Here is a 25,256-nt window from a genome sequence, read left to right as displayed (position 1 = left end):
CGCAATCGGGTTTGTAGTAACTTGCATTCCGGTTACTGCTTAAAAAGCGACTGACTCACCGCTAAACAGGATTAAATTGCTTCATAAAACACGTGGCATCGTATTACGCACAGTCAGGTATGGCGATACCAGTCTGATCGTAAATATTTTTACTGAACTCTTCGGGGTACAATCCTATATGGTAAACGGGGCCCGCTCCTCAAAGCCCAAAGCGGCCAAAGGTAACCTGTTGCAGCCCGGCAATATCCTTGAAATGGTGGTCTATCACAACGAGATCAAGAACCTGCAAAGGATCTCAGAGTATAAACTCGGCTACCTGTATAACTCAGTGCATTTGAACGTGGTAAAAAATACGGTGGCGCTATACATGATAGAGCTACTGCAAAAATGTTTGAAGCAACCGGAACAACAACTGGATCTTTATTTCTTTACAGAAAATATCCTGCAGCTGCTGGATATCTCGGCTTTACCGGTAGTAGCCAACCTGCCTTTGTATTTTACTTTGAAGATGGGAGAGCACCTCGGCTTCCGGTTAAACGGACGCTTCTCCGAATACACACCTTACCTGGATCTGCAGGAAGGAACGTTTGCGGATCTGCCACCGCATCACCCACATCACCTCGATACGCATAGCAGTGAACTAACAGATCAATTGTTTCAATGCACGGAAGTAGCGCACCTGGCGGCGATTACGATGAATAAGGAAAGAAGAAGAAAATTATTGTATGCGTACCTGGAGTTCTTCCGGCTGCATTTACCCGACTTTACAGAGATGCATTCTCCGCCTATTTTGCATGAGATTCTGGACGCCTGATCTGTTGCCCGCGCACAGCTGCTTTCGCGCCTTCCTCTGTAAAGAATTTCAGGTCAACTGTATTTCCGTCAAAAACAGCGTAGGAGAAATAATTCAGCCAGTCGCCCAGATTAATATACCGGCTGTTGCCCGGTAATGGGATATCAAGCGGCAGATGCCGGTGTCCGTAAATAAAATAATCGAAATGCTCTTTCTCCAATATTTCTTTGCTGTAAATAGCCAGCCATTCATTCTCTGTTCCGAGGAAATGTTCGAGTTCCTGCCCGGTGGCAGAACGGCTTTTACGGCTGAAATAATTGGCGAGGGCAATACCCCAGGCCGGATGAATAATAGAAAAAAGCCAGCGGCAAAAAGGATTTCTGAATACCTTCTTCAGCATCTTATAGCCATGGTCACCAGGACCGAGACCGTCGCCATGACCGATATAAAAGCTTTTACCGGCAATGGTATAGGTTTGTGGCTCATAGTATACCGGGATATTCAGCTCTTCTTCAAAATAGCCGTTCATCCACATATCATGGTTACCGATAAATACAGAGATACCGATGCCTTTGTCGCTTAATGTGGCCAGCTTCCCTAAGATGCGGGTGTAGCCTTTGGGGATGACATGTTTGTATTCAAACCAGAAATCGAATATATCGCCTACCAGGAAAATATGCTGTGCGTCTGCTTCCACCTGCTCCAGCCATTGAAGGAGCAATTTCTCGCGCTCCCGGCTAACAGCAGGGTTGGGCGCTCCCAGGTGAAAATCGGAGGCAAAATATACTTTCTTATTGGCCGGTAAGTGAATATCCATTCTTAAAATTATGAAGCTTTTAGCTTTTAACGGTTAGCTTTCAGTTGACAACGACATTCGTTTCCACTAAAAGCTAACAGTTAAAGACTAAAAGCCGTTTATATTATTCGTCTACTAAAAATACGTATACTTCTTTGGGACCATGAATCCCTACCACCAGTGTTTTCTCGATATCTGCGGTACGACTGGGGCCTGTTGCAAAGGATATCGCAGAGGGCAGTTCGTTACCATATTTATCTTTCAGTTTACTGAATGCATCTTTCAGGTCGAATACCAATTGATGCGTGTAGGCAATCATGATATGCACGGGGGCATATACGGGTAATGCTCTGCCACTGGGTTGTGCGGAGCTTAGCACCACTGTTCCGGTGCGGGCTACCAGGTATTCACAATCTGTGATGGCGGCGTCTGCGTCGTGCATGTTGCCCTGGTTCAGAACGGGTAAGTCTTCCTGGTGAATGGTTTTCAGCAGGGAAGGCGTCTGACAAAAGACATTGTGCCATTCTTTGTGTTCACAAAGCGCGCGAAGACTTTCCAGCAGTTCACCTTTGCCCGTGCAGAAAACAAATTTGCCCTGTAAGCGGGTAAACTCTTCTGCAAACTTTAATTCCAGGCTCTCGTTCTCGGTTCTGAAAACAGAAGAGTTGCCCTCCGAATTGGGGAAGGGCAACTGTACTGACTGACTTAATGCATTCCGTACTCTCTTCAGAATATTTTCCTTGGCAGGAGAAATCTTCATATCACTATTTACGCATTAGCTGGTGATGGAGAAGGATTAATGATATCTGACGGATGTACTCCTTCAGTAGGGGCACCTTCTTTACCCAGTTGATGTTCCTTATGGGTATCATAAGGACGTTTACCTATCAGTCTTTCCAGGTCGGCCTGGTATAAAACTTCTTTCTTCAGCAATTCTTCTGCCAGCGCCTTTACCTGATCCATTTTGGAAGTGAGCAGGTTTTTGGTTCTTTCGTAGGCAGTAGCAATCAGTTTTCTTACTTCGTCGTCGATCATCTTGGATGTTTCTTCGGAGTAAGGTTTTGTGAATGACTGCTCGCTGTTCGGATCGTAGAAGGAAACGTTACCAACTTTATCATTCATACCGTACACGGTTACCATGGCATAGGCCATACGGGTAATTACCTGCAGGTCGTTTTGTGCGCCGGTGGAAATTTTACCGAATACCAGTTCCTCAACTGCGCGGCCACCGAGGGTCATGCAGATATCATCGAGTAACTGTTCGGTGTTGTACAGGTATTGTTCTTTCGGAAGATATTGTGCATAACCGAGTGCGGCTACGCCACGGGGAACGATCGTTACTTTCACCAGTGGGTTCGCATGTTCCAGGTGCCATCCGCAGATAGCATGGCCTGCTTCGTGGTATGCGATCACTTCTTTTTCTTCCGGAGAGATGATTTTATTTTTCTTTTCCAGACCACCGATTACACGGTCAATGGCGTCATTGAAGTCGTCCATTTCCACTTGCGTTTTGCCTTTACGTGCGGCAATGAGGGCAGCCTCGTTACATACGTTGGCAATATCGGCACCGGCAAAGCCAGGCGTCATGGAAGCGAGTTTTTTCACATCCAGGTTGGGAGAAGTTTTGATAGGCTTTAAGTGCACTTCAAAAATAGTTTCTCTTCCAGCCAGATCTGGTTTATCGATAGAGATCTGACGATCGAAACGACCTGGACGTAATAAGGCGCTGTCCAGTACATCAGGGCGGTTGGTAGCAGCCAGGATAATGATACCGCTGTCTGTTCCGAAACCATCCATTTCTACCAGCAACTGGTTCAGGGTGTTTTCGCGTTCGTCGTTACTCATCATTACATTCTTACCTCTTGCACGGCCGATGGCATCAATTTCATCGATAAAGATGATACATGGTGCTTTTTCGCGGGCCTGTTTAAACAGGTCACGTACACGGCTGGCACCTACCCCTACGAACAATTCCACAAAGTCGGAACCGGACATAGAGAAGAATGGTACCTGTGCTTCACCTGCCATAGCTTTTGCCAGGAGGGTTTTACCGGTACCCGGAGGGCCTACGAGCAGGGCTCCTTTCGGGATCTTACCGCCGAGGGCAGTATATTTTTTCGGATTTTTCAGGAAATCCACAATTTCCATTACTTCTACTTTTGCTTCGTCCAAACCGGCTACATCGTTGAATGTGATGTTTACGCGGGTACCTTTGTCGAACAGGGTAGCTTTGGATTTGCCGATATTGAAGATACCGCCCGGACCACCGCTGCCACCGGCAGGACCGCCCATTTTACGCATCAGCAATATCCACAGACCAATGATGAGGATGATCGGTAACAGTAACTGGAAGATCGGTTCGAACCAGCTCTGACGCTCATCATAAGAGATCTTTACCTGGTTTTCTACCGGAATACCTTCCTGTGCTTTATCAATATCTTTTTTGAAGCTTTCTTCGCTACCTATTGTGAAACGGTAGTGAGGACCGGGGTTTTCACCGCCGAATCTGCTCTTGTTGACATTGTCAAATTTAGCCTCTTTTAAAGAGTCCTGTTTTATGTAGACCTCTACATATTTTTTGTTTACAACGACCAGCTTATCTACATCACCAGGTTTCAGATACTTGATCTGAAACTCCTGGAAACTGATTTCCTTTGTTGAGGATCTGAAATCACCAAAAATGTTCATAGCCAGCAGGGCCACGCCAATAAAGGCATATACCCAGTATATATTGAACTTCGGTCCTTTCTTAGGTGATTTCTCTGAACCCTTGTTGAAGTTATTGCCTCCTTTTTCCATAATCTTACGCTCCTTTACGGATGTTTATAGCTATCAGAATAATATGAATAATTAAATTCTAAAACAACTGTTTGGTTTAGTCTTCTGTGTGGTCCATCCTATCAGCGTCGCTCCACATTTCTTCCAGATTATAGAACTTTCTGTTTTCGGGTTGGAAAACGTGTACAACTACATTCACATAATCCACCAGAACCCAGTTTTGCGAACTAAAACCTTCATGCTTATACGGTTCCTCGGACGTGTGCTTCTCCACTTCATGTGACACATAATCAGCAATGGCTTTCACCTGGGTGCCCGAATTGGCTTCACATATGATAAAGAAATCGGCCACGGCTTCAGGAATCTGGCGTAGATCCAGGGACACGATATTTTCCCCCTTCTTATCCTGTATGGCCTTTATGATGGTGGTAAAAATTTCACTTTCTCTGGTCAGGCGTTGCTGCGCCTTCTTTCTCGTGCTCAGAACGGTTAAGGGTGCCAATAAATCTCGTTTTTGTTAAAAATAATCTTTAATTGTCAAAGTTACTAAACAAGCAGTAATATAAGATGTTTAATATCGCCTGCGGGGGGCCGGAAATGTTAAGAAAATAATAAAATGAATTACTTTTCGGGCCGGATATACTGACTAAAAAAGATTCATGTGATAGGACACCCGTTTCATATACTAGACGAAATAGACAGCACCAATAACTATGCCATGGAGCAGGTAAATTCGGGCCAGGTGACATCCGGCACAGCCTGGTTTACCAGCAACCAGACAGCGGGAAAAGGTACCCGTGGGAAACAATGGCACAACCAACCAGGTGATATCAGCGCACTTACAATTGCCCTTCAACCGGCTATGTTACCGCTTTCACGGCAGTTTATGCTCAGCATAGCGGTTGCACTTGCGGCATCCGATTTCTTTGCTTCCATTGCCGGAGATGAAACCCTGATTAAGTGGCCAAACGATATTTACTGGCGTGACAGAAAGGCAGGAGGCATCCTGATTGAGAACGTTTTACGTGGAAGTTTATGGCAATATGCCATCATCGGCATCGGATTGAATATTAATCAGGCCGCTTTCCCGGCAGATCTGCCCAATGCCGTTTCGCTCCGCCAGATCACCGGCAAAACCCGGTCGGCCGAAGAAGCCGCCCGCGAACTCTGTACCTTCCTGGATAAAAGGATCCGGCAACTGCAACCCGGCAACTACGATACATTGCTCACCGATTACACCTCCCGGCTCTTCCGCTGGCAACAGCCCGGCCTGTACCGGAAAGACGGTGAGATTTTCGAAGGCATTATCCGGGACGTATTACCAGACGGACACCTCTGCCTCGAAAAAGATGGAGAAATACTAAAACTGGGCTTTGGAGAGATTGAATTCATTATTACCAGATAGGAAGCAGTCGCCTGGCAGGTGCGCTTGGTATGCTTTGCACCTGCCCTGACAAGCACTAAAGGTGGACTTGATATAGGGAGGAGGTGGACTTGATACACCGTATACGATGACGACAGATATGACAATTATCTCTCCATACAAGGCTGGAAAAAACCTGACCCAGAAGAAACCATTTCCCGGGAATTATATGACCCAGGGATTAAAAGCGATCAGGGAAGATACCGACAAATAGCCTGCTGCCAGGGGTTAACCATATCCAGGTGCAGGTATTCATCGCGATGCAGTTCATAATACGGACTTAGCACCGCGTACTGGAAAATCATCTTCACTATAATAAACAGGAGTAATAACCCGGAAATACGGCGGGAGGCTGGTGTCGTAGTAGCCAGTGACTTCACGGGTTGATCCTGAATTAGCACATTAAAAAAAACGGAAATACCTGCTTTTAGCAATGTATTTCCGTTATAGATTTTAAAGTTTCTTGTTCGGTGGCATATGTGGCAGGCCGCTCTACATAGCAATCATCAGGGCTTGATGATAACAAGATTTTGGTTGATAAAGGCGTTAACAAATTGTGAAATTTTTTCTGATTAATCAAAAATGAAATTGCAACAGAGTTTCATTTTTTAAATTCAATCAGCACCAGTAAGGATTTCCCGATAATTCACAGAGGTAAAACTTAACATAGCAGGTAGCACGAGTGAAAAATTTTAACATAGAATTGTTTAAATTTGGATATGCCTTCAAATAAAAACAACTCCATTACGCTCAAAACTTTCAATGAATTCAACGACGAACTGTTATTATACACACGTAAAGAGGTAACCCCCAAAGCACCGTTACGTGGCAGTTTCGCAGTGCATGAGAGATCAGACTATCCCTGCATGGATGAAGTAACCGCCAGCAGACGGGATTATTACAAAATCAGTTTCTTCACCAAGGGCAGCGGTATTTTCACTTTGGGAGATGACCGCTACGAGATTAACAGTCCCACTTTAATTTTTATTAATCCGTTTGAATTAAAAACATGGCGGGCTACTTCCGATGAGCAGGAAGGCTACTATTGCCTGTTTACAGATCTGCTGTTCGAAGCGCAACCCAATCACCCGGAAAATCTGTTGCAACATCCGTTGTTACAGATGGGAGCGAGGGCTGTATTTACTTTAACAGACGAACAATCGGATTATCTGCAATCCATTTTCCGGCAGCTGGTAAAAGAGTATAGAGAGAATGCTGCGTTTAAACACGAAGCCATTCTGATTTACCTGAAGCTGTTGATGCTGGAAGGTAAAAGGCTGTCGTCGCAGGTGAATGAGCCGCAGCGTCAGTTAACGGCTGCACACTTGCTGGCGCATCGCTTTACGGATAAACTGGAAAAACAGTTCCCGATTGAATTCAGCCATCACCAGCTGACACTTAAAACCGCCAAAGAATTTGCGCAGGTATTAAATACGCATCCCAATCACCTGAATGCTTGTGTAAAGCAGGCGACCGGCCGTACCGTGAGTGAACATATCCGTCAGCGGATGCTGCTGGAGGCAAGGTTGTTACTGATGCATACCGACTGGCAGATCGCGGAAATTGCCTGGTGTCTTGGCTTTGAAGATCCCGGCAACTTTACCCACTTCTTTAAAAACCATAGCGGCATATCTCCGCATCTCTACCGGGCGCAGTAGTACTTTGATATTAACAAGTAATACTTTGCCTTATACAATTGCCAGCCCTGTACCTGCATGTACATTTGTATCTCTAAAAATTTTAACAATATGCAGTACAGAAAACTAGGTAAAACAGGTGAATCAATTTCCGCAATAGGACTGGGTTGCATGGGTATGTCTTTTGCATACGGCAACGAACAGGATTTTAATGAGCCGGAATCCCTGGCTACATTGGAACTTGCCCTCGATCTCGGCATCAATTTCTGGGATACCGCAGATATGTATGGAAAAGGCGCCAACGAAATCCTGCTGTCAAAAATACTCGCTACTAAAAGAGATAAAGTTTTCCTTGCTACTAAATTCGGCTTCCGGTATAGAGATGATAACTCCACTTATTTTGATGGATCTCCTGCATACATCAAACAATCGGTGGAAGCCAGTTTGAAAAGACTGAAGGTAGATGTGATCGACCTTTACTATACACACCGCATAGATGAAAACATCCCCGTAGAAGAAACTGTTGGCGCCATGGCAGCATTGGTGAAAGAAGGTAAGGTGCGCTATCTCGGCCTGTCTGAAGCCAGTGTGGAATCAATTAAGCGTGCTTCTGCCGTGCATCCGATAGCGGCGTTGCAAACAGAGTATTCTTTGTTTACCCGCGATGTGGAAGATGGCATTTTAGCCACCACGCGTGAACTGGGTATCAGTCTTGTTGCCTACAGTCCTTTGGGAAGAGGGCTTTCGACTGGCGCCATTAACAAAACCGGCGATTTAAGCGACGGCGACTTCCGTAAAAACTTACCACGCTTCCAGGGTGCTAATTTTGATCAGAACTTACAGATGGTAAATGCCTTAGAAGCTTTTGCAAAGGAAAAAGGTATTGCAGCTGCACAGCTGTCACTGGCCTGGTTACTGGCACAGGGAGAAGATATTGTGCCTATTCCGGGCACCAAACGCAGGAAGTATCTGCAGGAAAATGCAGGTGCAGCAGATGTTCAATTGTCAGCAGAGGATTTAGCTGCCATTGACCATATTTTAAGTAAGCATGCGATAGCCGGACTGAGATATACAGAAGGCGGCATGAAGCTGGTTAACAGGTAGCTAAAACAGTGCGTCTCCTATAACAGGAGTTTAAAAATTTGGGGAGATAGAAACAGCAGTTGCTGTTTTTATCTCCCCAATATCATCCAGGTAAGCAAGTTACTTCGTTCTTTTATACCCCCAATCCAGTAACCATTTCACCACTTTCTCCTTATAATCTCCCTGGATAAGGATTTCGCCATCTTTTACGCTACCACCGGTACCGCATTTGGTTTTCAATTCTTTACCAAGTTTCTCAATATCTTCTTCCTTACCAACAAAGCCGGTAATCAAGGTAACTACTTTACCTGCGCGTTGTTTTTTATCCAACGTTACTCTCAGGATCTGTTCTGCGGGCGCCAGTGTTTCGGTAACTTCTTCCTGCTCTGGTTCCAATGAGAAGTTAGGATCGGTGGAATAAACAATTCCATTGCCGGGTGTATTTTTCTTTTTCGACATCTCTCTAAAATATTTAAAGGTTATTCGTTTACTACTAATTGAATGGCCTCCGGCTGAATACGGATCCGTACCACACCATTTTCGGTCAATGGTACTGCGTCACCATCTACCTGGAGGTATTGCAGTTCCTGGCTGCTGATGGTGATATCCTTTCCGGTATAATGTTTCAGGTACCTGGTTTGATCGATGTTGCCCATCAGGGAAAAAACGCTCACGGGCAGCAGGCTGAGAATGCCTACCGGCGGCATTACACACAGATCCAGCCGACCATCGAAAACGCTGGCTTTGGGCGCGAGTTTGAATTCATATCCAAACTGGTTGCCGTTGGCTACTGTGAGCAGGAATGCTTTTGTCTGCAATATTTCGCCATCAATATCGATCCTGTATTCAGCGGGTTGGTAGGTATTAAAACTTTTAAGTACCAGTTTGGCGTAACCAGATAAACCACGTTTTGTATTGTGTCTGAACTGTTCTGCGATGAGGGCATCGAAGCCAACACCGGCATTACTGAGGAACAGGTGTTCATTGGCGTAGCCTACATCAATGGCCCGTTGTTTATTGGTGACAATAAGGCTTAGTGCTTTATTGACATCGAGCGGAATTTTCAGGGCGCGGGCGAGGCCGTTGCCACTGCCCAGCGGCAGAATGGCCATAGCGGTGGAGCTTCCTACGAGGCCTTGTGCAATTTCATTGATAGAGCCATCGCCGCCTACGGCAACAACGGTATGTACGCCATTCTGTACGGCCTCCCTGGCGAGATCTGCACCATGGCCGAGGTAAGCGAGGTATGCGGTGCTCACATCGTACTGATCTGCCGGTAAATGCCGGCTGATAGCGCTTTCCAATCGTTTCTCCCGATCAGTGCCCGCTTTGCGGTTAATGATAAATAGAATCTTCTTCAAAAAAACTGTTTTATAATATAATCGCCTTCAGGCTCAGATCCAGGCTTACTGCGTGATGTATGATAGCGCCTACTGAAATGTAATCTACCCCTGTTTTGGCGTAGTCTTCAATCGTATCTATGGTAATACCGCCGGAAGCTTCCGTTTCAAAGCGGCCGTTGATCAATTCCAGTGCTTTAACAATATCGGCAGGGGCAAAGTTGTCGAGCATGATCCGGTGTACCTGGCCTACCGCCAATACTTCTTTCACATCTTCCAGGTTACGTGTTTCCACTTCAATCTGTAAGGGCAGCTTGCGTTCTTGCAGGTAGGCCACTGTATTGGTAATGGCAGCAGTGATGCCGCCGGAAAAATCGATGTGATTGTCTTTCAGCATGACCATGTCATACAGACCCATCCGGTGATTAACGCCACCGCCTATACGAACGGCTTCTTTCTCCAGCATCCTGAAGTTAGGAGTGGTTTTGCGGGTATCGAGAATACGGGTATGATACCCTTTCAGCTTTTCCACATACTGGTGCGTTAGGGTAGCGATACCGCTCATGCGCTGCATGCAGTTAAGCACTAGTCGTTCTCCCATCAGCAGGGTGTGTACGGCGGCTTCTACTTCAAAGGCGGTTTCGCCGGCTTTCATGGCGTCGCCGTCTTTTTTGTGGGGGGTGAATACGGTAAACATATCGAGCCATTTGAAGATGGCGGCCGCTACTTCCATACCGGCCAGGATACCGTTTTCCTTGATTTTCAATACTGCTTTCCCTTTGGCGGTAGGAGGAATACAAGCCATGGTGGAGTGGTCTCCGCTTCCTATATCTTCTGCCAGCGCGCTTCTGATAAACGCGTTCAGCGCTGCTTCATCTAACATAATTGATGGTATTATCTGGTGTTCACGCAAAGATGAGTGCTTTATTTCTAAGCGCGAAAGATAGGTCAAAAATAAAAAGTGCCCCGCAATAAATTGCGGGGCACCGGGGTTTTTCAACTATTTTATATTGGCATTTTTATTTAACCTCAAATCTCAGTTCATTCAACACCATGCTACCGCCTTTTTTCTGAAGGAAAAAAGATACCCGGAAAGTGCCGCTGGCGGTAACCATATTACCAATACCAAAGCGGGAATTATCACCACCCTGGTGCACAAGTTCGAACGATTTTACCTGGTTTTTTGAGAAGAAATCCTTTAGAATGATTTCTGCCTGTGCTTTACTGTAAGAATTTGATTTTCCACTTACATTGATCTCTACATTGGTGTCGAGGTAACTGGCTAATCCGCTTACATCTCCTTTCTTCAGTGCTGCCACTACATCATCGAACGGGCCGGCAACAGTGAGTTCAATTGACCTGGCTGATAGTTTCAATGTTGTAAAAGCACCTCCCAACAACATAATCCCCAGCACCATCAATAGCTTCTTCATTGTCAGTTTTTTTATTAAAAATGTGAGTTTCTCCAACTCAAATTAAAAGCGAAAACTATGCCAAACACACTGCAAATCAACAAAATCACATTATAGTGGTAGCGCTTAAGGCATAAGTAATAACAGGAAGATAATATGTGTTTCGAATTGAATATTGTTAATTCAAAATGTATTTAAGCGAACGTTAATACTTATTTTTTAGCAGAAGCTTTATTTTTGTAAAATATTTAAACCCTTTATAAGTACTTTCACCCTCCCGAGTGAATTTATTAAAACTATAACCAGATAGGATATGGAAAAGAAAAGAGCCATTCTCGTAATTATGGACGGATGGGGCGAAGGTAAAGTTCCTAAAGCTGATGCCATTGCACATGCAAAAACCCCTTTTGTAAACAGTTTATATAAGCAATACCCGCATAGTAACCTGGTTACCTGTGGAGAGGCCGTGGGTCTTCCTGACGGACAAATGGGCAACTCTGAAGTAGGTCACCTGAACATCGGCGCCGGCAGAATTGTGTACCAGGAGCTGCAAAGGATCAATGTAGCCATCCGCGATGGTGAACTGGCAGCCAACCAGATCCTGCTCGATACACTGGCACACGCCAAAAATAACAATAAAGCCCTGCACCTGATTGGCCTGGTAAGTGATGGCGGCGTTCACTCCCATATTGAACATGTAAAAGCCCTGGCTACCATTGCCCACGCACACGGACTTGAAAAAGTATATATCCATGCCTTTACGGATGGTCGCGATACAGATCCCAAAAGCGGATTAGGCTTCCTGGAAAACCTGTCTGCCCACCTCGAAAAAACCACCGGCAAAATTGCTTCCGTTACCGGACGCTATTATGCGATGGACCGCGATAAGCGCTGGGAAAGAGTGAAGCTCGCCTATGACGCCCTGGTAAATGGTGTAGGTACCCCTACCCAGGACCTGCTCACCGCTGTGAAAGCATCTTACGCAGAAGGTGTTACCGATGAATTTATTAAACCGATCATCGTTACCGATGACCAACATAAGGCAGTAGCCACTATACAGGAAGGCGACGCCGTACTGTGCTTCAACTTCCGTACAGACCGCTGCCGCGAAATATCCCAGGTACTCAGCCAGGAAGCTTTCCCTGACTTCGGTATGAAACCGCTGGATATTTATTATACTACTATGACCGATTATGACCGTACCTATAAAAATGTACATGTCATCTTCGAAAATGATAACCTCAATATGACCCTGGGTGAAGTGCTGGCGAAAGACGGCTGCACGCAGATCCGTATTGCAGAAACAGAAAAATACCCACACGTATCCTTCTTCTTTTCGGGTGGCCGCGAAAAAGAATTTGATGGTGAACGCAGACTGATGGCAGCTTCTCCTAAAGTAGCTACCTATGATCTGCAACCGGAAATGAGTGCCAACGAACTGGCAGACCTGATTGTACCGGAACTGCAGGCAAAATCAGCCGACTTTGTGGTACTGAACTTTGCCAACGCCGACATGGTGGGTCATACCGGTGTATTCGAAGCCGTTATTAAAGCCGTGGAAACCGTTGATCATTGCGTAGAACGTGTTGTTACCGCTGCTCTGGCCAGCGATTATACCGTTTTCCTGACAGCCGATCATGGTAACGCCGACTTCATGATCAATGCAGACGGTTCTCCCAACACCGCCCACTCCCTGAACCTGGTGCCTTTCTTTATTATCAATAAAGATTTCATTGGGCCGGTAAAAGATGGTAAACTGGGAGATATTGCGCCTACTATCCTTCATTTCATGGGATTACCTATTCCTAAGGAGATGACCGGTAATTTGCTGGTGTAGCATAATCAAACTATTTTTTAATATTTCGGGGAGATAGAAGCAGCTATGGCTGCTTCCATCTCCCCGAATCTGTTTACGATCCTCCGTCACAATTTCTACGCTTTATTTATCTACCACTGTAACATTTACTTCACCGCTCCCGTTTAATATTCGTTACCCAAGAAAAAATATCAGCCCAACAAGCTGATTTACATATTTTTAGTGCTCTCGACAGATTTGCTCATGCATCGATGCGCCGTTTTTACGGCGCATTTTTTATGACCCATATTTAAGTCTTAATTTTGCAGCATGAAAAGATTCCCGCAAGCAACGGCATTGTTGATCATGATTGGCACCATGGCCTGTAACCTGGCAAATAATCCATCTCCCAAACTAACGACGGACAAGTTTATCCGGCTGCCGGAATACTTTACCCGGGAGGGCCAACAGCTGCTTACAGGCAACTTCATTCTCCATAAATCAGTGACCCTCAATGGTAAAACGGATACCAGCAGCATAACGGGCAGTGACAGTGCCACCGTACACGATCTGTTAAAACCATTTATGGATGCCGACCTGAATAAACCATCCCTCCGGGACGATTATGATACCTCCAGTTTGTCTGATCCTTTTTCCGGAAGAAAATCTGTGATCTATAAATCCAAAGGCAAACAAACAAGTCCTTCGGAAGTAACCCTGGAACTGGATAAACAAGGGAACATACAACAGGTTAACATTCATTCCTATACGAGTAACATGGTATACGAATTCCGACAGGATCTCCACTACCAGCAAAACAGGCAAGTTCGGATGACTACCTATCAGAAAATTGCCTTCCTCTCTCCCAAAGAGATGGAAGTAAATGTAACGATTGCACCAAAAACAGGGATGTAAACATGACAGCAGCGGAGTTCCAACAAATATCACATACCATACCGCTCAATGCAGGTATCTATAAATACTACGATGAAGCAGGCACCCTGTTATATGTGGGAAAGGCCAAAAGCCTCCGCAAACGGGTGAGTTCCTATTTTGTTAAAAATCATGATAACTACAAAACGCGTAAACTGGTGGAACATATCCACCATATTGAGTTTACGATCGTAGATTCCGAACAGGATGCGTTCCTGCTGGAAAACTCACTGATCAAACAATTCCGGCCCAAATACAATATCAACCTGAAGGATGATAAAACCTATCCTTACATTGTTATTAAACATGAATCATTTCCAAGGGTATTTTTCACCCGCAATGTGATCAAAGACGGCTCGGATTATCTGGGGCCCTTTACTTCTGTAGGCCGGGTGCGTGAAATACTGGAGGTGATCAAATACAACATTCCCCTGCGTACCTGCAACCTGAACCTATCGGAAGAGAATATACGAAGAGGAAAATTCAAGGTATGCCTGGAATATCATCTGGGCAACTGCAAAGGTCCCTGTGAAGGGTTACAGACACAGGAAGATTACCGTGAGGGCTTGCAGCAGGTAAAGAACGTGTTAAAAGGCAATCTCACGCCGGTGGTCAATCTGTTTAAAGAACAGATGATGGAGCATGTATCCCGGATGGAGTTTGAGAAAGCAGAGATCATGCGCAAGAAAATTGCCAGCCTGGAAGATTACTCTGCCAAGTCAACCATCGTGAATACCCGCATGGGCAATGTGGACGTGTTTTCCATTATCAGTGAAGGGAACCATGCGTATGTGAATTACCTGCGGATCCTGAACGGTACCATCGCCGACACCAAAACGGTAACGCTCGAAAAGCAGCTGGAAGAAAGTGATGAAGAAGTACTGGCTTATGCGATTGCCTATCTGCGGGAAGTGTTTAAAAGCATCAACTCAGAAATCGTAGTACCATTTCCGTTAGAATATCCGGAAAGCAATGTTACTGTAACAGTTCCCAAAGGCGGCGACAAGAAGAAGCTGCTGGAACTGTCTGAGAAAAACGTGAATTATTTTAAAGAAGAATTATACCGTAAGAAGATCCTGCACCTGGAAGGGAAATCAGATATGGAACGCAAACAGGTGTTGTATCAATTACAAGCCGACCTGGAATTGCCCGCGCTACCGGAGCATATTGAATGTTTTGATAACTCCAACTTCCAGGGCAGCTATCCGGTAGCCGCCTGCGTAGTATTTAAAGACGGTGTAGCTTCCAAGAAAGACTACCGGCATTTTAATATCAAAACGGTAGAAGGCATCAACGACTTTGCCTCTATGAAGGAGATTGTTTTCAGGCGATATAACCGCCTGCTGGCAGAGCAGCAGCCATTACCCCAACTGGTAATTATTGATGGCGGTAAAGGGCAGCTGGGCTCTGCTATGGAGAGTATCCGGGAGCTGAACCTGATAGGTAGTATGACAGTAGTAGGGCTTGCGAAAAATGAAGAAGAAATATTTTTCCCTGGCGACTCCGAAAGTATCAAACTGCCTTATAACAGTGAAAGTCTGAAACTGATCCGCCGGGTACGTGATGAGGTACACCGTTTTGGTATCACCTTTCACCGCCAGAAGCGCAGCAAGGGTACCTTTAAAAATGAGCTGGAAAGCATTAAAGGCATTGGTGAAAATACAGCGACACAATTATTGAAAACCTTCCGTTCTGTAGCAAAGATCAAATTATTATCGCAGGATGACCTGGTGAAAGAAGTGGGTACTGCCAAGGCGAAACTGATCTGGGATCATTTTCACAAGGAGGCATAACTTGAATGCATACACGATATAAACCGGGACGCGTTACGCGTCCTGGTAATCTTTCTCTATAGCCTGTGCGCTTTTGACGGCTCTTTCTGCCTGTAGTACGTGCCTGTTGATATGTGCAGTTAAAAACCCGAAGGTATCTCCTGCGGATAGTTTTATAAACCGTGACAGGGAGGTCGGGATTTTGATCTGCTGGATATTTACTTTCTCTGCGCGTAACATCAATTTTTCCATCTGTTCCTGCTGTTGGATAAACTCCTGTAATACCGTGGCTACTTCCGGCTGTATGGCCGGGAGGTGACCTTTGGGGGATTTCATGCGGGAGCGTAATTGTCCGTCTGCGGAGGGTTGCATGAGGCGGGTAAAATAGGCGCCCAGCCAGCTGCTTTTGAACAATTTATTGGGCTGGCTATTGCGTTGGGCTGCATTAGCGATAGCAGTGTCCAGTGCTGGCAGATATACTCTGCCATAGGTATTCAGGTGTTCGAGGCATTGTATGGCGCTCCACTTTCCGGGGGCAGGCGCATGTTGCAGGATAGCGGGTGTTTGCGAACCCAAACTGTTTTCCACTTTGTATTGCACAGCAACTATATTTTTCCTCAGTTGCCGGAGCAATTCGAGACTATTTACGGCACTCATGTTATACTTATTTGCTACAAATGTAGGCGGGCCAGGCGTAGAAAATCTTTGTGCAGATCAACATTTTATAATTTCACGGTACTCAGCAGTTTGCTGAATGTGGCAGGATCAATGCCCAGGTAAGAAGCCAGGTATTTATGAGGAATGAGTTGCAATACCTGCGGGCTGCGGGTGAGTAGTTTTCTGAATTTCTGTTCGGCAGAGAAAGACAGCAATTCCTTGTGGCGTTCCAGTACACCAGCCATAGCGGCGGCGGTGCCGATGCGCGCCCATCTTTCTATCAATGGAAAGCGGAGGGTAAGTTGATTGAAATCGGAGTAGGACATGCGCAGGAACTCGCTGTGTGTGAGGGTTTCCAGGCACCAGGGGGAGGGGATCTGAAGCAGGAATGAATCCAGTACGCCGGAGAAGGAACCGGTATAGGAAAAAATGATGGTAGATTCTTTATCGCCTTCCAGGCAGAATACGCGTTGAACACCGGCTATTACGAAGTAAATATATTTTTCTACTTCACCGGCGGCGGTCATTACTTCCCTGCGTTTAAACTGCACGGGGTGCCAGCAGGCAGCCATGGCTTCCCATTCGGTGTCGGGTAGCGGCATGATCTGGAAAACGGTTTTCTGTAGCAGTGGGAGGTGCATACGGAAAGATAAAAAAAGAAAGGCAATCAGCATGAACTGATTGCCTTCCGGTATTGATCTGAGATCATTTTTGGATTAGTACTGCCAGAGATCCTGTTCTTTGTTAAAGATACGGTCTTTGATGGCTTGTCCTTCGAGGAGGCGCATATTACCGTCTTTAATGTAGTCCTTGATTTCGCGGTTGTAGGTATTATTTTCCTTCACGATATAGCTACCGAAGAAGCGCATTTCGAAAAGGTCTTCCCAGCTGATGGTAGAGGCATCGTTATTCTGGTTATACACATCGTGTTTGGCCAGGATAGCGCGGCAGTCGGGATAATACACCCAGAATAAAGGGATGGAAGCGCGAACGGAGCCATCTTCATTTATACGGGATACCATTGGAGCAATACCCAGTATGCGAACTTTGAGGGCAGAAGCTTCTTTGTCGAACACCCATACTTCTTTGATCTTGTACTGTTTGATGGTACGTGGATCGAAGTCATCGCGGGTGGTGACCATTTTTTCTTCGCCGGTTACTGGGTCGATACTGCGTACGGTTCTTTCTTCGCCGCTAAGCTTGGTCTGGATATCCGCGTAAGGCAATACGGTAGTGAAACGGTCGTCGATAGCGCTGAAAGCTTCTATCTCTTTATTCTTGATTGCTTCGAGCAGAATATTGATAAACAGCTGGTTTACACCAGACTCATCTTCCACGTTGTATTGGAAGGGGAGGTTGATTTTTTCCCTGATATCGATTACCTGCCATACTCTTTTCTCCCAAAACCGGTCATCCTCGCGGATGTAGTCGTAGGCGATCGGGGTACGTTCTCTGGCCAGGTTTCTTTCCACCACACCATCTACGCGCAGTGATTTGCGTGGGGTGTCTACCAGCGGGCTGGTAATACCGTCCGGGCGTTGAGAAGCAGGGGGAGCAGGGGGAGGTGTTACAGCGTTCCCGGTAGCCGGGTTTACCACTGGCGTATCTTCCGTGGGTGTTGCTGACGTAGCTGTTCTGCGGCGGGTAGTACCTCCGCGACGTTGCGCATCAACTGCTGTTGCCAGCATTACCAGCAAAAGAGTGCACCAACCAATTCTGTTAAATATTACTGCTCGCATAATTCAGTAATTAATGGACCGTTAGTTTAATTTAAATATAGTACTCGGCATGGAACGAACCACATTATCGGGGCCTTTCACTTTTACGTTTTCGAAGAAAACTTCATCGCCTGGGCGCAGTGAACGGATAGATGCGGCAACGTTGCCTGGGAAATAAGCGGAGGTAGCGTCACCTTCCTGGTATTCCTTGCCTTTCGCAGAGATACCAACGCGGTAGCCGATCACTTCGTATTTCACGCCTTCAAATTCAAAATCTTCGAGGTCGGCACGTAAACCGCCCTGTACTTTAAAGTCGGCTGCTTTCATGGCGCCGCCTTTGTTAACACCTACTTTCAGCACCGGATCCGGAACACGTTTTACACGGAATTCCTTCTGACCGAGTGATTTGGTTTTACCATCGATGTTAGCTACTACATTGATCACTGCTTTGCCCGGAGAGCTAACAGTTACCAGGTATTCGCCGGAACCATGTTTGGTCATATTACCACCTGAGATAGAAGCAGATACCTGTTCAGCAGGTACACCGGCAGCAGAGATCGAGATTGGATTCTGGAGACCGATATACAGCACGTTCATTTTATCTGCAGAGATGGAGGTAGCCGAAGCACCTACATTATAAGTTTCTGTAAAGGGATAGGATTCAGGAGCGCCACCAGAGGGGCTAGGTAAGGTAATAGTACCGGAGATGGTTTTTTCACCGATTCCGGAAGCAACAGCGGTAAATGTTCCTAAACCTTCTTTCGCTTCAATGGTCTGGCCATTAACAACGATCGTTGGATTCACGGTAGTGCTGTAGGCGCCTACTGCGATGTTGGCAGTAATGCTCTGGCCTTCCATGAGGTTTTTGGAATTCAGAGAGATGAATGGTCTTACTTTATCGAATTTGAAAGTATTCGCTTCAATACGACCAAACAGGTAATCGATCACAGCAGATTCTGAGTTTTTGATATCATTCTGGAATTTGCCCAGGATGGTAACTGCTGCGATAGTAGGAACCATGTTGAAGTGGTAAGTAGTCCATGATTTAGGACCGCCGCCGTGTTCGTCATTGGATTTACCTACTTCGATTTTCAGTGGTAAAGTTTTTTCAATCTGTGCTTTAGCTTTAGGATCGTCAATGAAAGAGAGTAATTTAGTACGCAGCGCTGTGAGCTTTGCTTCCAGTTCAGGTCCTTTTTTATTATTCTCCATCACGCGGGTAGGAGCATCCAGCCCGGCTTTATCCTTAATTTCACCATGTTCGTCTTTTCCACCACTTTCAGTGATAATGGTTTCTTTTAAAGCCTGGATTTCGTCGAACATACCGGCAGATAATTTCTTTACTTCTTCCGCTTTTGCTTTGTAAGGCGCTACTTTGGCAGCGTTATCCTTCATCTGTGCAGCAAACTGGTCGTAGATAAAGTTATTCTTATCTGTCAGTGATTTATTGGAGGTATTGATTGAATTATTTACGATACTAAAAGCGTTCAATATTTCAGCAGAGACGTTCAACGCCAGCATGGCCGTCAAGACCAGGTACATGATGTTGATCATCTTCTGCCTAGGATCTTTAGGTAGTGCCATAGTTTGTTTTCAGATTTAATTGATATGTGTTAATTCAGAAACTATTAGCAGTACCTTATCTTCCTCCGTTCATGGCGCTCAGCATGTTACCATAAATTGAATTCAGGTTGCTGAGGTTTTTCGCGAGCAGGGAAATTTGTTCCTGTGTTTTCTTAGCATCTTCAATGCTGCCACTCATAGCGCTGGAGGCATTCTGCAGGTTGCTGTAGAATGAGTTCATTGCTTTCAGGTGGTTGTTGGTGTCCTGGAGTTCCAGTTCGTAGATAGCATTGAGGGAAGCCAGGTTTTTAGTCATGCCCTGCATCTGTACGTGGAATTCCTTGGTAGATTCCGAAGCACTGTTAAAGGAAGATACGGCAGCTGCTGCAGTAGTGTAAGCGTTGGCTACATTACCGATAGCGCTGGCAGCTTCTCTTGTTTTCTGTGTGTAATCTCCGGTAGCTGCTACTACATCGCTGATATCTCTCATTTTGTCAACGGTAGTACCCAGTTTCTGGAAGTTTTCGCTTAAGCGTTGCAGATTAGCAGGAGTGATGTCTGCTTCCTGCAGCATTTTGTCGAGGCCGGCTACTGCAGGGCTTCCTGCTACTGCTACCACCTGACCTTCAGGATGTGATGCACTTGAATCGGGAACAAATGCGTATACGAAAAAGATGAGCGCCTCAGTGCTCAGACCCAGGATCAAAGCGATGTCAGCTCCGCGCCAGTGTTGCAGTTTGAATAATGCTCCGATAATTACTACGGAAGCCGCAATACATACGAAAAAGTTCAGCCATTTAGCTTTGTTAGGATTCATAGCCATAGGTTAAAATTTACTGGTTAAAATGTTAATAGTTAAAGTCTGTATGGAATAGTTAATTCTCACTGATTTACTCATAATAGTGTACATAATACAAAGGTTTCTTGTTGTTATAAATACAGGCTATTACTGATTTTGATTTTCTGCTCCCGTTTCTCTACTATCTATCTGTGTTTGGCTCTTCTGCTCAGGGCAATGGTACATCTGAAACCAACATATGATTTCGAACTGTCCTGGTATTCGTATGTCCTGGTTCCTGTTTGAAGGAAGTATCCTACGTCTTTCCATGAACCACCTCTGATGGCTTTACGTTTCATCTTTAATGGTGCATCATCCGGTACGTCCATTCTCAGGTATGGGTTCATATCTGAGGTGAAGGAATAGGCATTTTCATAAAAGATATCTGCGGTCCATTCGGCTACGTTTCCGGACATATTATATAAGCCGTAATCGTTAGGCCAGTAAGCATCTGCGCGTACGGTATAGAATCCACCATCTTCCGGATAGTTACCACGACCGGGTTTGAAGTTGGCCAGCAGACATCCTTTTTTATTACGGATGTAGTAACCACCCCAGGGATAAGGTGTTTGTTCTCTACCACCACGGGCAGCGTATTCCCACTGTGCTTCAGAAGGTAACTGGAATTTATCTTCCGTGAACAGCTTTTTGCTGGCGCGGTAGTCTTCCCAGAATTTACTTCTCCATTCGCAGAAAGCGGTGGCCTGGTGCCAGTTTACGCCTACTACAGGGTAATTATCAAACGCCGGGTGCCAGAAGTACATACGTGTCATCGGCTCGTTGTAGGCGTATGAGAAATCCCTGATCCAGCAAAGTGTATCCGGATAAATGGGAACGTCTTTCTTTACAATAAAGGTAGAACGCGGCTTGCCGAAGTTCTCTCTCAGTTTTGCTTTATCCCAGTTGAAAGTCTCCTGGTGATAAATCAGTTTACCTACGTCGATATCTTTGCGGCCATATAAACGGTCTGCTTCGGTATACACCATTGCATCCAGTTTTTCCATGGTCGCTTTATCCTTGTAGACAATCTTCTGCTTCCAGTCAATAATGTCATGACCATCATCAGATTTAACATGGCCCAGTAGGATGTGCGCGATAGAGTCTTGTACCCAATTCACAAACTGGCGGTATTCATTGTTAGTGATCTCCGTGGCATCCATGTAGAAGCCTGAAATGGAAATCGCCTTGTTACGCGCCGTGTATGCGTAGTTTACGTCCTCATCACTGGGACCCATGTGAAAAGTTCCGGCTGGTACGTATACCATCCCATAAGGTACAGGGGGAGTGTACTTCGGTCTCGGACTTACGCCGATCAATTGCCCTTGTGCATTTTTAGGGGTTTTACTACCGCCACAGCTGGCCAGCAGGGAAACCAGCAAAACTGCCAACAGACCTTTTACATAGTTAAGCTTCATAAGGGTAGCTTTCATCAGAATATGTTTTTTCTATTAACCAGCCTGGTGTGATTTGCCTGTATACAAGGGAACACATTTCTCATTTTATCACCCGCTTTGTTTATATGAAAGATAGCAAATGTAATAATTAATTTTAATCCGTAGTGACTTTTTATCCAACTTTTTCAATTCGCCTTACATCCGTTCTGTAACTAGTTTAAACGCTGCTTTTAACATTTTATTATATAAACGTAATAACATTTATTGAATCGCAACGCCCCCTTACAGGCAGCAAGTTACATAATTATTATATTAAATTAATAATTTCTTCCATATAATGTACGGGTTTAATGCAATGATAATCTTTGCATAAATACACCAGGGTATCATTTTTTGCCTCCCGCTCCGTTAGCAGCGGAATAGCCGGAATATTTTTTTCAGCACCCAATAAAATCCGGTACGGAATAAACCATTTTCCTGCTTCGCTCATTCTTTCCTTAAAATCTTTTCCTACAATGGCCAGTTCGGCGGTACCTTTTACCAGCTGAAGTAACTGGCTCGCCCACACGCCAAAAGAAGTAGGATAGCGAACCACCGACTGTGAAAGACCGGAAACAGCACCAATACAGCGGTCAGCCCATTGCTTACGATCAAAAACAACAGAGAGGTACCAAAGGTTCTGCATCATGATCGCATTTCCGCTGGGCACTGCTCCATCGTATATTTCCTTCTTCCGCACAATAACATCGGTCTGACCTTCAATGGTATAGCAGAAAAACTGGTCGTTCTCATCACTGAAACGGGCGATTACAAATTCGGTAATTTCCCGGGCCTGCTCCAGGTAACTGATATTGCCGGTTATTTCCTGCAGCGCTATCAACGCACGGACCAGGTAGGCGTAATCGTCCAGGAAGGCCGGATATTTCGCCTGATCCTCTTTCCAGGTATGATAAAAAGCGCTACCAGTGGCATCCTGGCGGAAATTAGCGAAACAGAAATCCATATTCCGGATAGCCATCTCCCGGTATTCCCCCACTCCAAGGGCTGCATAAGCCTTACAGCAGGCATGCACCATCAGGGCATTCCATCCCAGCAGGATTTTATCATCCAATCCGGGCCGGATCCTGTTGGCCCTTACTGCCAGCAATTTCTCCCGGCACCCCTTCAGCATAGCGCCGAATATTTCCGGGTCATAGCCTTTTTCTGTCGAGAAGGCCGCCAGTGGCTTTTGTACCCATAAGATATTCTGCTCTTCCCAGTTTCCGTGATCAGTGACATCATAATATTCGCAGAATGGTTTTGCCTGTTCTCCCAGTATATGATGAATCTCCGCCTTGCTCCAGGTATAAAACTTACCCTCCACACCTTCCGAATCCGCATCCAGGGCAGCATAGAAGCCACCGCCAGGCGCAGTCATTTCACGGGTGATAAAGGTCATGGTATCCCGGATGGTTTGTGCATAGATCTCATTGTGTGTCAACTGGTAAGCGTCACACAACACATCTATCAGCAGGGCATTATCGTACAGCATTTTTTCAAAGTGCGGGGCCAGCCACTTTTCATCAGTAGAATAACGGGCAAAGCCGCCACCCAGTTGATCGTAAAGGCCACCCTGCAACATTTTATCGAGCGATAGCAATGCCTGCTGCAATGCTTCCGGATGGTGATATATGTGATGATGGCGCAGCAAATACGCAATGGTAAAGGTTTGCGGAAACTTAGGAGCCCGTCCGAAGCCACCCCAGCGGGTATCGGCCTGTTTCAGGATGTTTTCACAAATAGTATCGCACTGTGCTTTGGTAAACAGCTCTGTAATGGGAATATTCAGATCCAGACCAGGATGGACTCCTATCTGGGCAGACTGCTGGATATGTTGTACGAGGTTATCGGCCTGGGATTCAATTTCTTCGCGTTTGTTTTTGAAGGCATCTGCCAGCGACAGCAGTACATCTGTCCAGGAAGGACGGCTATAGGCCTGCACCGGCGGGAAATAAGTACCTCCATAAAAAGGTTTCTTCTGCGGTGTCAGGAAAACATTCAGGGGCCAGCCACCAGCGCCGGTCATGGCCTGCACGGCATCCATATAAATATGATCCAGATCGGGTCTTTCTTCCCGGTCTATCTTGATATTAATAAAATGTTCGTTCATGATGGCGGCAGTAGCTTCTTTCTCAAAGCTTTCCCGCTCCATCACATGGCACCAGTGGCAGGCGGCATAGCCAATGCTTACCAATATCGGTTTATCTTCCTGCAAGGCCTTTTGCAGGGCCTCTTCTCCCCAGGGATACCAGTTGACAGGATTATGTGCATGCTGCAGCAGGTATGGGCTGGTTTCACTGATAAGCTTGTTCATGGATTCCCGTTACGCGATAAAAATGTGACTCTTATTTCTCTACAAAGAAATTTATTTTTTCAGGATTACAAAGAAATATTTTGAAAGAGTTGCCTGCGCTGATATAGCAGCAAAAAAACAGGGATAGCTGAAAGCCATCCCTGCGGAATTTATTTACAGTAAACTGCTTATTTCTTTATGAGTGTGTTAAGGTACAACTCCAGTGCAGCGGCCATAGAAGGCGCCTGAGGGAGCGGTGCTTTTACATCCAGCCGTAAACCTGCTTCTTCCACAGCAGCGGAGGTAGTAGGACCGAAGGCGCCGATGTGTGTGCCATTCTGTACAAACTCCGGCATGTTTTCAAACAGCGATTTCACACCTGAGGGACTGAAAAACACGATCATGTCGTAAGCGGTGGCTGCCAGTACTTCCTTTACATCCGTTGAAACGGTTTTGTAGAGGGTAGCGGTAGCATACTCACACTTGTTTGCTTTCAACCATTCTTCAATGTCTTTCTTCTGGCTGTCGGAACTCGGGAAAAGGAACTTTTCATTATCCCTGTGTTTGTTCATTACCTCCAGTACCCCTTTGGTAGAACCGTCTGCTCCGTAAAAAACCTTCCGCTTACGATAGAGAATGAATTTTTGCAGATACAATGCCACTGCTTCTGTAATACAAAAGTATTTGCAATCCTGTGACACCTTAACTTTCATTTCCTCACAGATACGAAAAAAGTGGTCTACCGAGTTACGGCTGGTGAAAATCACTGCAGTAAAGCTGAGGATGTCGATTTTCTGTTTTCTGAACTCCTTCGCTGGCAAACCTTCCACCCTTATGAACGGATAAAAATCCAATTTGATATTGAATTTCTTGGCCAGATCAAAGTAGGGTGACTTTTCTGTTTCAGGCTTAGGTTGAGAAATTAGGATTGACTGAATTTGTTTTCCTTGCAAATCTTTTTTTGGCCCGCCTTTTATCATACGTTTTTTGCT

Annotated in this window: 24 protein-coding genes; 7 read left to right on the top strand and 17 right to left on the bottom strand. The window is 45.6% G+C overall.

What is annotated here, in order from left to right; translation table 11 throughout:
* Positions 1 to 76: 76 nt before the first annotated feature.
* Entirely contained in the window at positions 77 to 814 is a 738-nt protein-coding gene (recO, locus tag BMW79_RS05320; RefSeq protein WP_089891514.1) for a DNA repair protein RecO, read from the top strand.
* Here the strand turns inward: recO and BMW79_RS05315 are convergent.
* The 4 genes from BMW79_RS05315 to rsfS all read right to left on the bottom strand — a co-directional run bounded on the left by BMW79_RS05315 (position 786) and on the right by rsfS (position 4,869).
* On the bottom strand, positions 786 to 1,610 hold the full coding sequence (locus BMW79_RS05315) for a UDP-2,3-diacylglucosamine diphosphatase (protein ID WP_177192047.1): 825 nt from the start codon (positions 1,608 to 1,610) through the stop codon (positions 786 to 788). The two genes, recO and BMW79_RS05315, sit on opposite strands and share 29 nt — an antisense overlap.
* Positions 1,611 to 1,713: 103 nt before the next feature.
* Positions 1,714 to 2,349, bottom strand: a complete 636-nt coding sequence (locus tag BMW79_RS05310; protein ID WP_089891511.1) for a LutC/YkgG family protein — start codon at positions 2,347 to 2,349, stop codon at positions 1,714 to 1,716.
* An 8-nt stretch (positions 2,350 to 2,357) separates the two neighbouring features.
* A complete protein-coding gene (ftsH, locus tag BMW79_RS05305) occupies positions 2,358 to 4,388 on the bottom strand; it encodes an ATP-dependent zinc metalloprotease FtsH (RefSeq protein WP_089891509.1) in 2,031 nt (676 codons plus the stop codon).
* Positions 4,389 to 4,464: 76 nt separating this feature from the next.
* Positions 4,465 to 4,869: a ribosome silencing factor gene (rsfS, locus tag BMW79_RS05300; protein WP_089891506.1), complete on the bottom strand. Its 405-nt coding sequence runs from the start codon at positions 4,867 to 4,869 to the stop codon at positions 4,465 to 4,467.
* A gap of 159 nt (positions 4,870 to 5,028) precedes the next feature.
* Here rsfS and BMW79_RS05295 point away from each other — a divergent pair, with 159 nt between their 5' ends.
* On the top strand, positions 5,029 to 5,772 hold the full coding sequence (locus BMW79_RS05295; RefSeq protein ID WP_089891504.1) for a biotin--[acetyl-CoA-carboxylase] ligase: 744 nt from the start codon (positions 5,029 to 5,031) through the stop codon (positions 5,770 to 5,772).
* Positions 5,773 to 5,981: 209 nt separating this feature from the next.
* Here BMW79_RS05295 and BMW79_RS05290 read toward each other — a convergent pair whose 3' ends face one another.
* Entirely contained in the window at positions 5,982 to 6,191 is a 210-nt protein-coding gene (locus tag BMW79_RS05290; RefSeq protein ID WP_177192046.1) for a hypothetical protein, read from the bottom strand.
* Between the two features lie 318 nt (positions 6,192 to 6,509).
* On the opposite strand from BMW79_RS05290, the gene BMW79_RS05285 reads away from it, so the two are divergent.
* Together BMW79_RS05285 and BMW79_RS05280 are read left to right on the top strand one after the other, a co-directional pair.
* Positions 6,510 to 7,448, top strand: coding sequence for an AraC family transcriptional regulator (locus BMW79_RS05285; protein ID WP_089891497.1), 939 nt, complete (start codon positions 6,510 to 6,512; stop codon positions 7,446 to 7,448).
* Between the two features lie 90 nt (positions 7,449 to 7,538).
* Positions 7,539 to 8,531 carry an aldo/keto reductase gene (locus BMW79_RS05280; protein ID WP_089891494.1) on the top strand — a complete coding sequence of 331 codons (993 nt, stop codon included), beginning with the start codon at positions 7,539 to 7,541 and terminating at the stop codon, positions 8,529 to 8,531.
* Between the two features lie 99 nt (positions 8,532 to 8,630).
* On the opposite strand, the gene BMW79_RS05275 is transcribed toward BMW79_RS05280, so the two are convergent.
* The 4 genes from BMW79_RS05275 to BMW79_RS05260 form a co-directional block, all read right to left on the bottom strand.
* Positions 8,631 to 8,969, bottom strand: a complete 339-nt coding sequence (locus BMW79_RS05275) for a translation initiation factor (RefSeq protein WP_079469894.1) — start codon at positions 8,967 to 8,969, stop codon at positions 8,631 to 8,633.
* Positions 8,970 to 8,989: 20 nt separating this feature from the next.
* Entirely contained in the window at positions 8,990 to 9,871 is an 882-nt protein-coding gene (locus BMW79_RS05270) for a diacylglycerol/lipid kinase family protein (RefSeq protein ID WP_089891492.1), read from the bottom strand.
* A gap of 10 nt (positions 9,872 to 9,881) precedes the next feature.
* Complete coding sequence (nadC, locus tag BMW79_RS05265) at positions 9,882 to 10,733, bottom strand: carboxylating nicotinate-nucleotide diphosphorylase (RefSeq protein ID WP_089891489.1); 852 nt, start codon at positions 10,731 to 10,733, stop codon at positions 9,882 to 9,884.
* Between the two features lie 136 nt (positions 10,734 to 10,869).
* Positions 10,870 to 11,283, bottom strand: a complete 414-nt coding sequence (locus tag BMW79_RS05260) for a DUF4783 domain-containing protein (RefSeq protein ID WP_089891487.1) — start codon at positions 11,281 to 11,283, stop codon at positions 10,870 to 10,872.
* A 292-nt stretch (positions 11,284 to 11,575) separates the two neighbouring features.
* On the opposite strand from BMW79_RS05260, the gene gpmI reads away from it, so the two are divergent.
* From gpmI to uvrC, 3 genes are all read left to right on the top strand, one after another.
* Complete coding sequence (gpmI, locus tag BMW79_RS05255; protein WP_089891484.1) at positions 11,576 to 13,099, top strand: 2,3-bisphosphoglycerate-independent phosphoglycerate mutase; 1,524 nt, start codon at positions 11,576 to 11,578, stop codon at positions 13,097 to 13,099.
* Positions 13,100 to 13,387: 288 nt separating this feature from the next.
* Positions 13,388 to 13,972, top strand: coding sequence for a hypothetical protein (locus tag BMW79_RS05250; RefSeq protein WP_089891480.1), 585 nt, complete (start codon positions 13,388 to 13,390; stop codon positions 13,970 to 13,972).
* 2 nt (positions 13,973 to 13,974) lie between these two features.
* Positions 13,975 to 15,783 carry an excinuclease ABC subunit UvrC gene (gene uvrC / locus BMW79_RS05245; RefSeq protein ID WP_089891477.1) on the top strand — a complete coding sequence of 603 codons (1,809 nt, stop codon included), beginning with the start codon at positions 13,975 to 13,977 and terminating at the stop codon, positions 15,781 to 15,783.
* A 33-nt stretch (positions 15,784 to 15,816) separates the two neighbouring features.
* On the opposite strand, the gene BMW79_RS05240 is transcribed toward uvrC, so the two are convergent.
* From BMW79_RS05240 to BMW79_RS05205, 8 genes are all read right to left on the bottom strand, one after another.
* Positions 15,817 to 16,419, bottom strand: a complete 603-nt coding sequence (locus tag BMW79_RS05240) for a DinB family protein (protein WP_089891474.1) — start codon at positions 16,417 to 16,419, stop codon at positions 15,817 to 15,819.
* A 65-nt stretch (positions 16,420 to 16,484) separates the two neighbouring features.
* Entirely contained in the window at positions 16,485 to 17,060 is a 576-nt protein-coding gene (locus BMW79_RS05235; RefSeq protein ID WP_089896787.1) for a Crp/Fnr family transcriptional regulator, read from the bottom strand.
* A gap of 75 nt (positions 17,061 to 17,135) precedes the next feature.
* On the bottom strand, positions 17,136 to 18,158 hold the full coding sequence (porN, locus tag BMW79_RS05230; protein WP_089891472.1) for a type IX secretion system ring subunit PorN/GldN: 1,023 nt from the start codon (positions 18,156 to 18,158) through the stop codon (positions 17,136 to 17,138).
* A 21-nt stretch (positions 18,159 to 18,179) separates the two neighbouring features.
* A complete protein-coding gene (gene porM, locus BMW79_RS05225; protein WP_089891470.1) occupies positions 18,180 to 19,721 on the bottom strand; it encodes a type IX secretion system motor protein PorM/GldM in 1,542 nt (513 codons plus the stop codon).
* Between the two features lie 55 nt (positions 19,722 to 19,776).
* The gene (gene porL, locus BMW79_RS05220) at positions 19,777 to 20,517 is read right to left on the bottom strand and encodes a type IX secretion system motor protein PorL/GldL (RefSeq protein ID WP_245752386.1); all 741 of its coding nucleotides are present in this window, start codon (positions 20,515 to 20,517) and stop codon (positions 19,777 to 19,779) included.
* A gap of 167 nt (positions 20,518 to 20,684) precedes the next feature.
* Positions 20,685 to 21,968 carry a T9SS ring complex lipoprotein PorK/GldK gene (gene porK, locus BMW79_RS05215; RefSeq protein WP_245752385.1) on the bottom strand — a complete coding sequence of 428 codons (1,284 nt, stop codon included), beginning with the start codon at positions 21,966 to 21,968 and terminating at the stop codon, positions 20,685 to 20,687.
* A 271-nt stretch (positions 21,969 to 22,239) separates the two neighbouring features.
* Complete coding sequence (locus BMW79_RS05210; RefSeq protein WP_089891464.1) at positions 22,240 to 24,285, bottom strand: thioredoxin domain-containing protein; 2,046 nt, start codon at positions 24,283 to 24,285, stop codon at positions 22,240 to 22,242.
* A 167-nt stretch (positions 24,286 to 24,452) separates the two neighbouring features.
* The gene (locus tag BMW79_RS05205; RefSeq protein ID WP_089891461.1) at positions 24,453 to 25,244 is read right to left on the bottom strand and encodes a uroporphyrinogen-III synthase; all 792 of its coding nucleotides are present in this window, start codon (positions 25,242 to 25,244) and stop codon (positions 24,453 to 24,455) included.
* Positions 25,245 to 25,256 lie beyond the last annotated feature (12 nt).

This window comes from Chitinophaga arvensicola (genome assembly GCF_900110835.1).
GTDB lineage: Bacteria > Bacteroidota > Bacteroidia > Chitinophagales > Chitinophagaceae > Chitinophaga > Chitinophaga arvensicola.
Note: the sequence above shows the minus strand (reverse complement) of the source record. Positions and strands in the feature narration are given on the sequence as shown.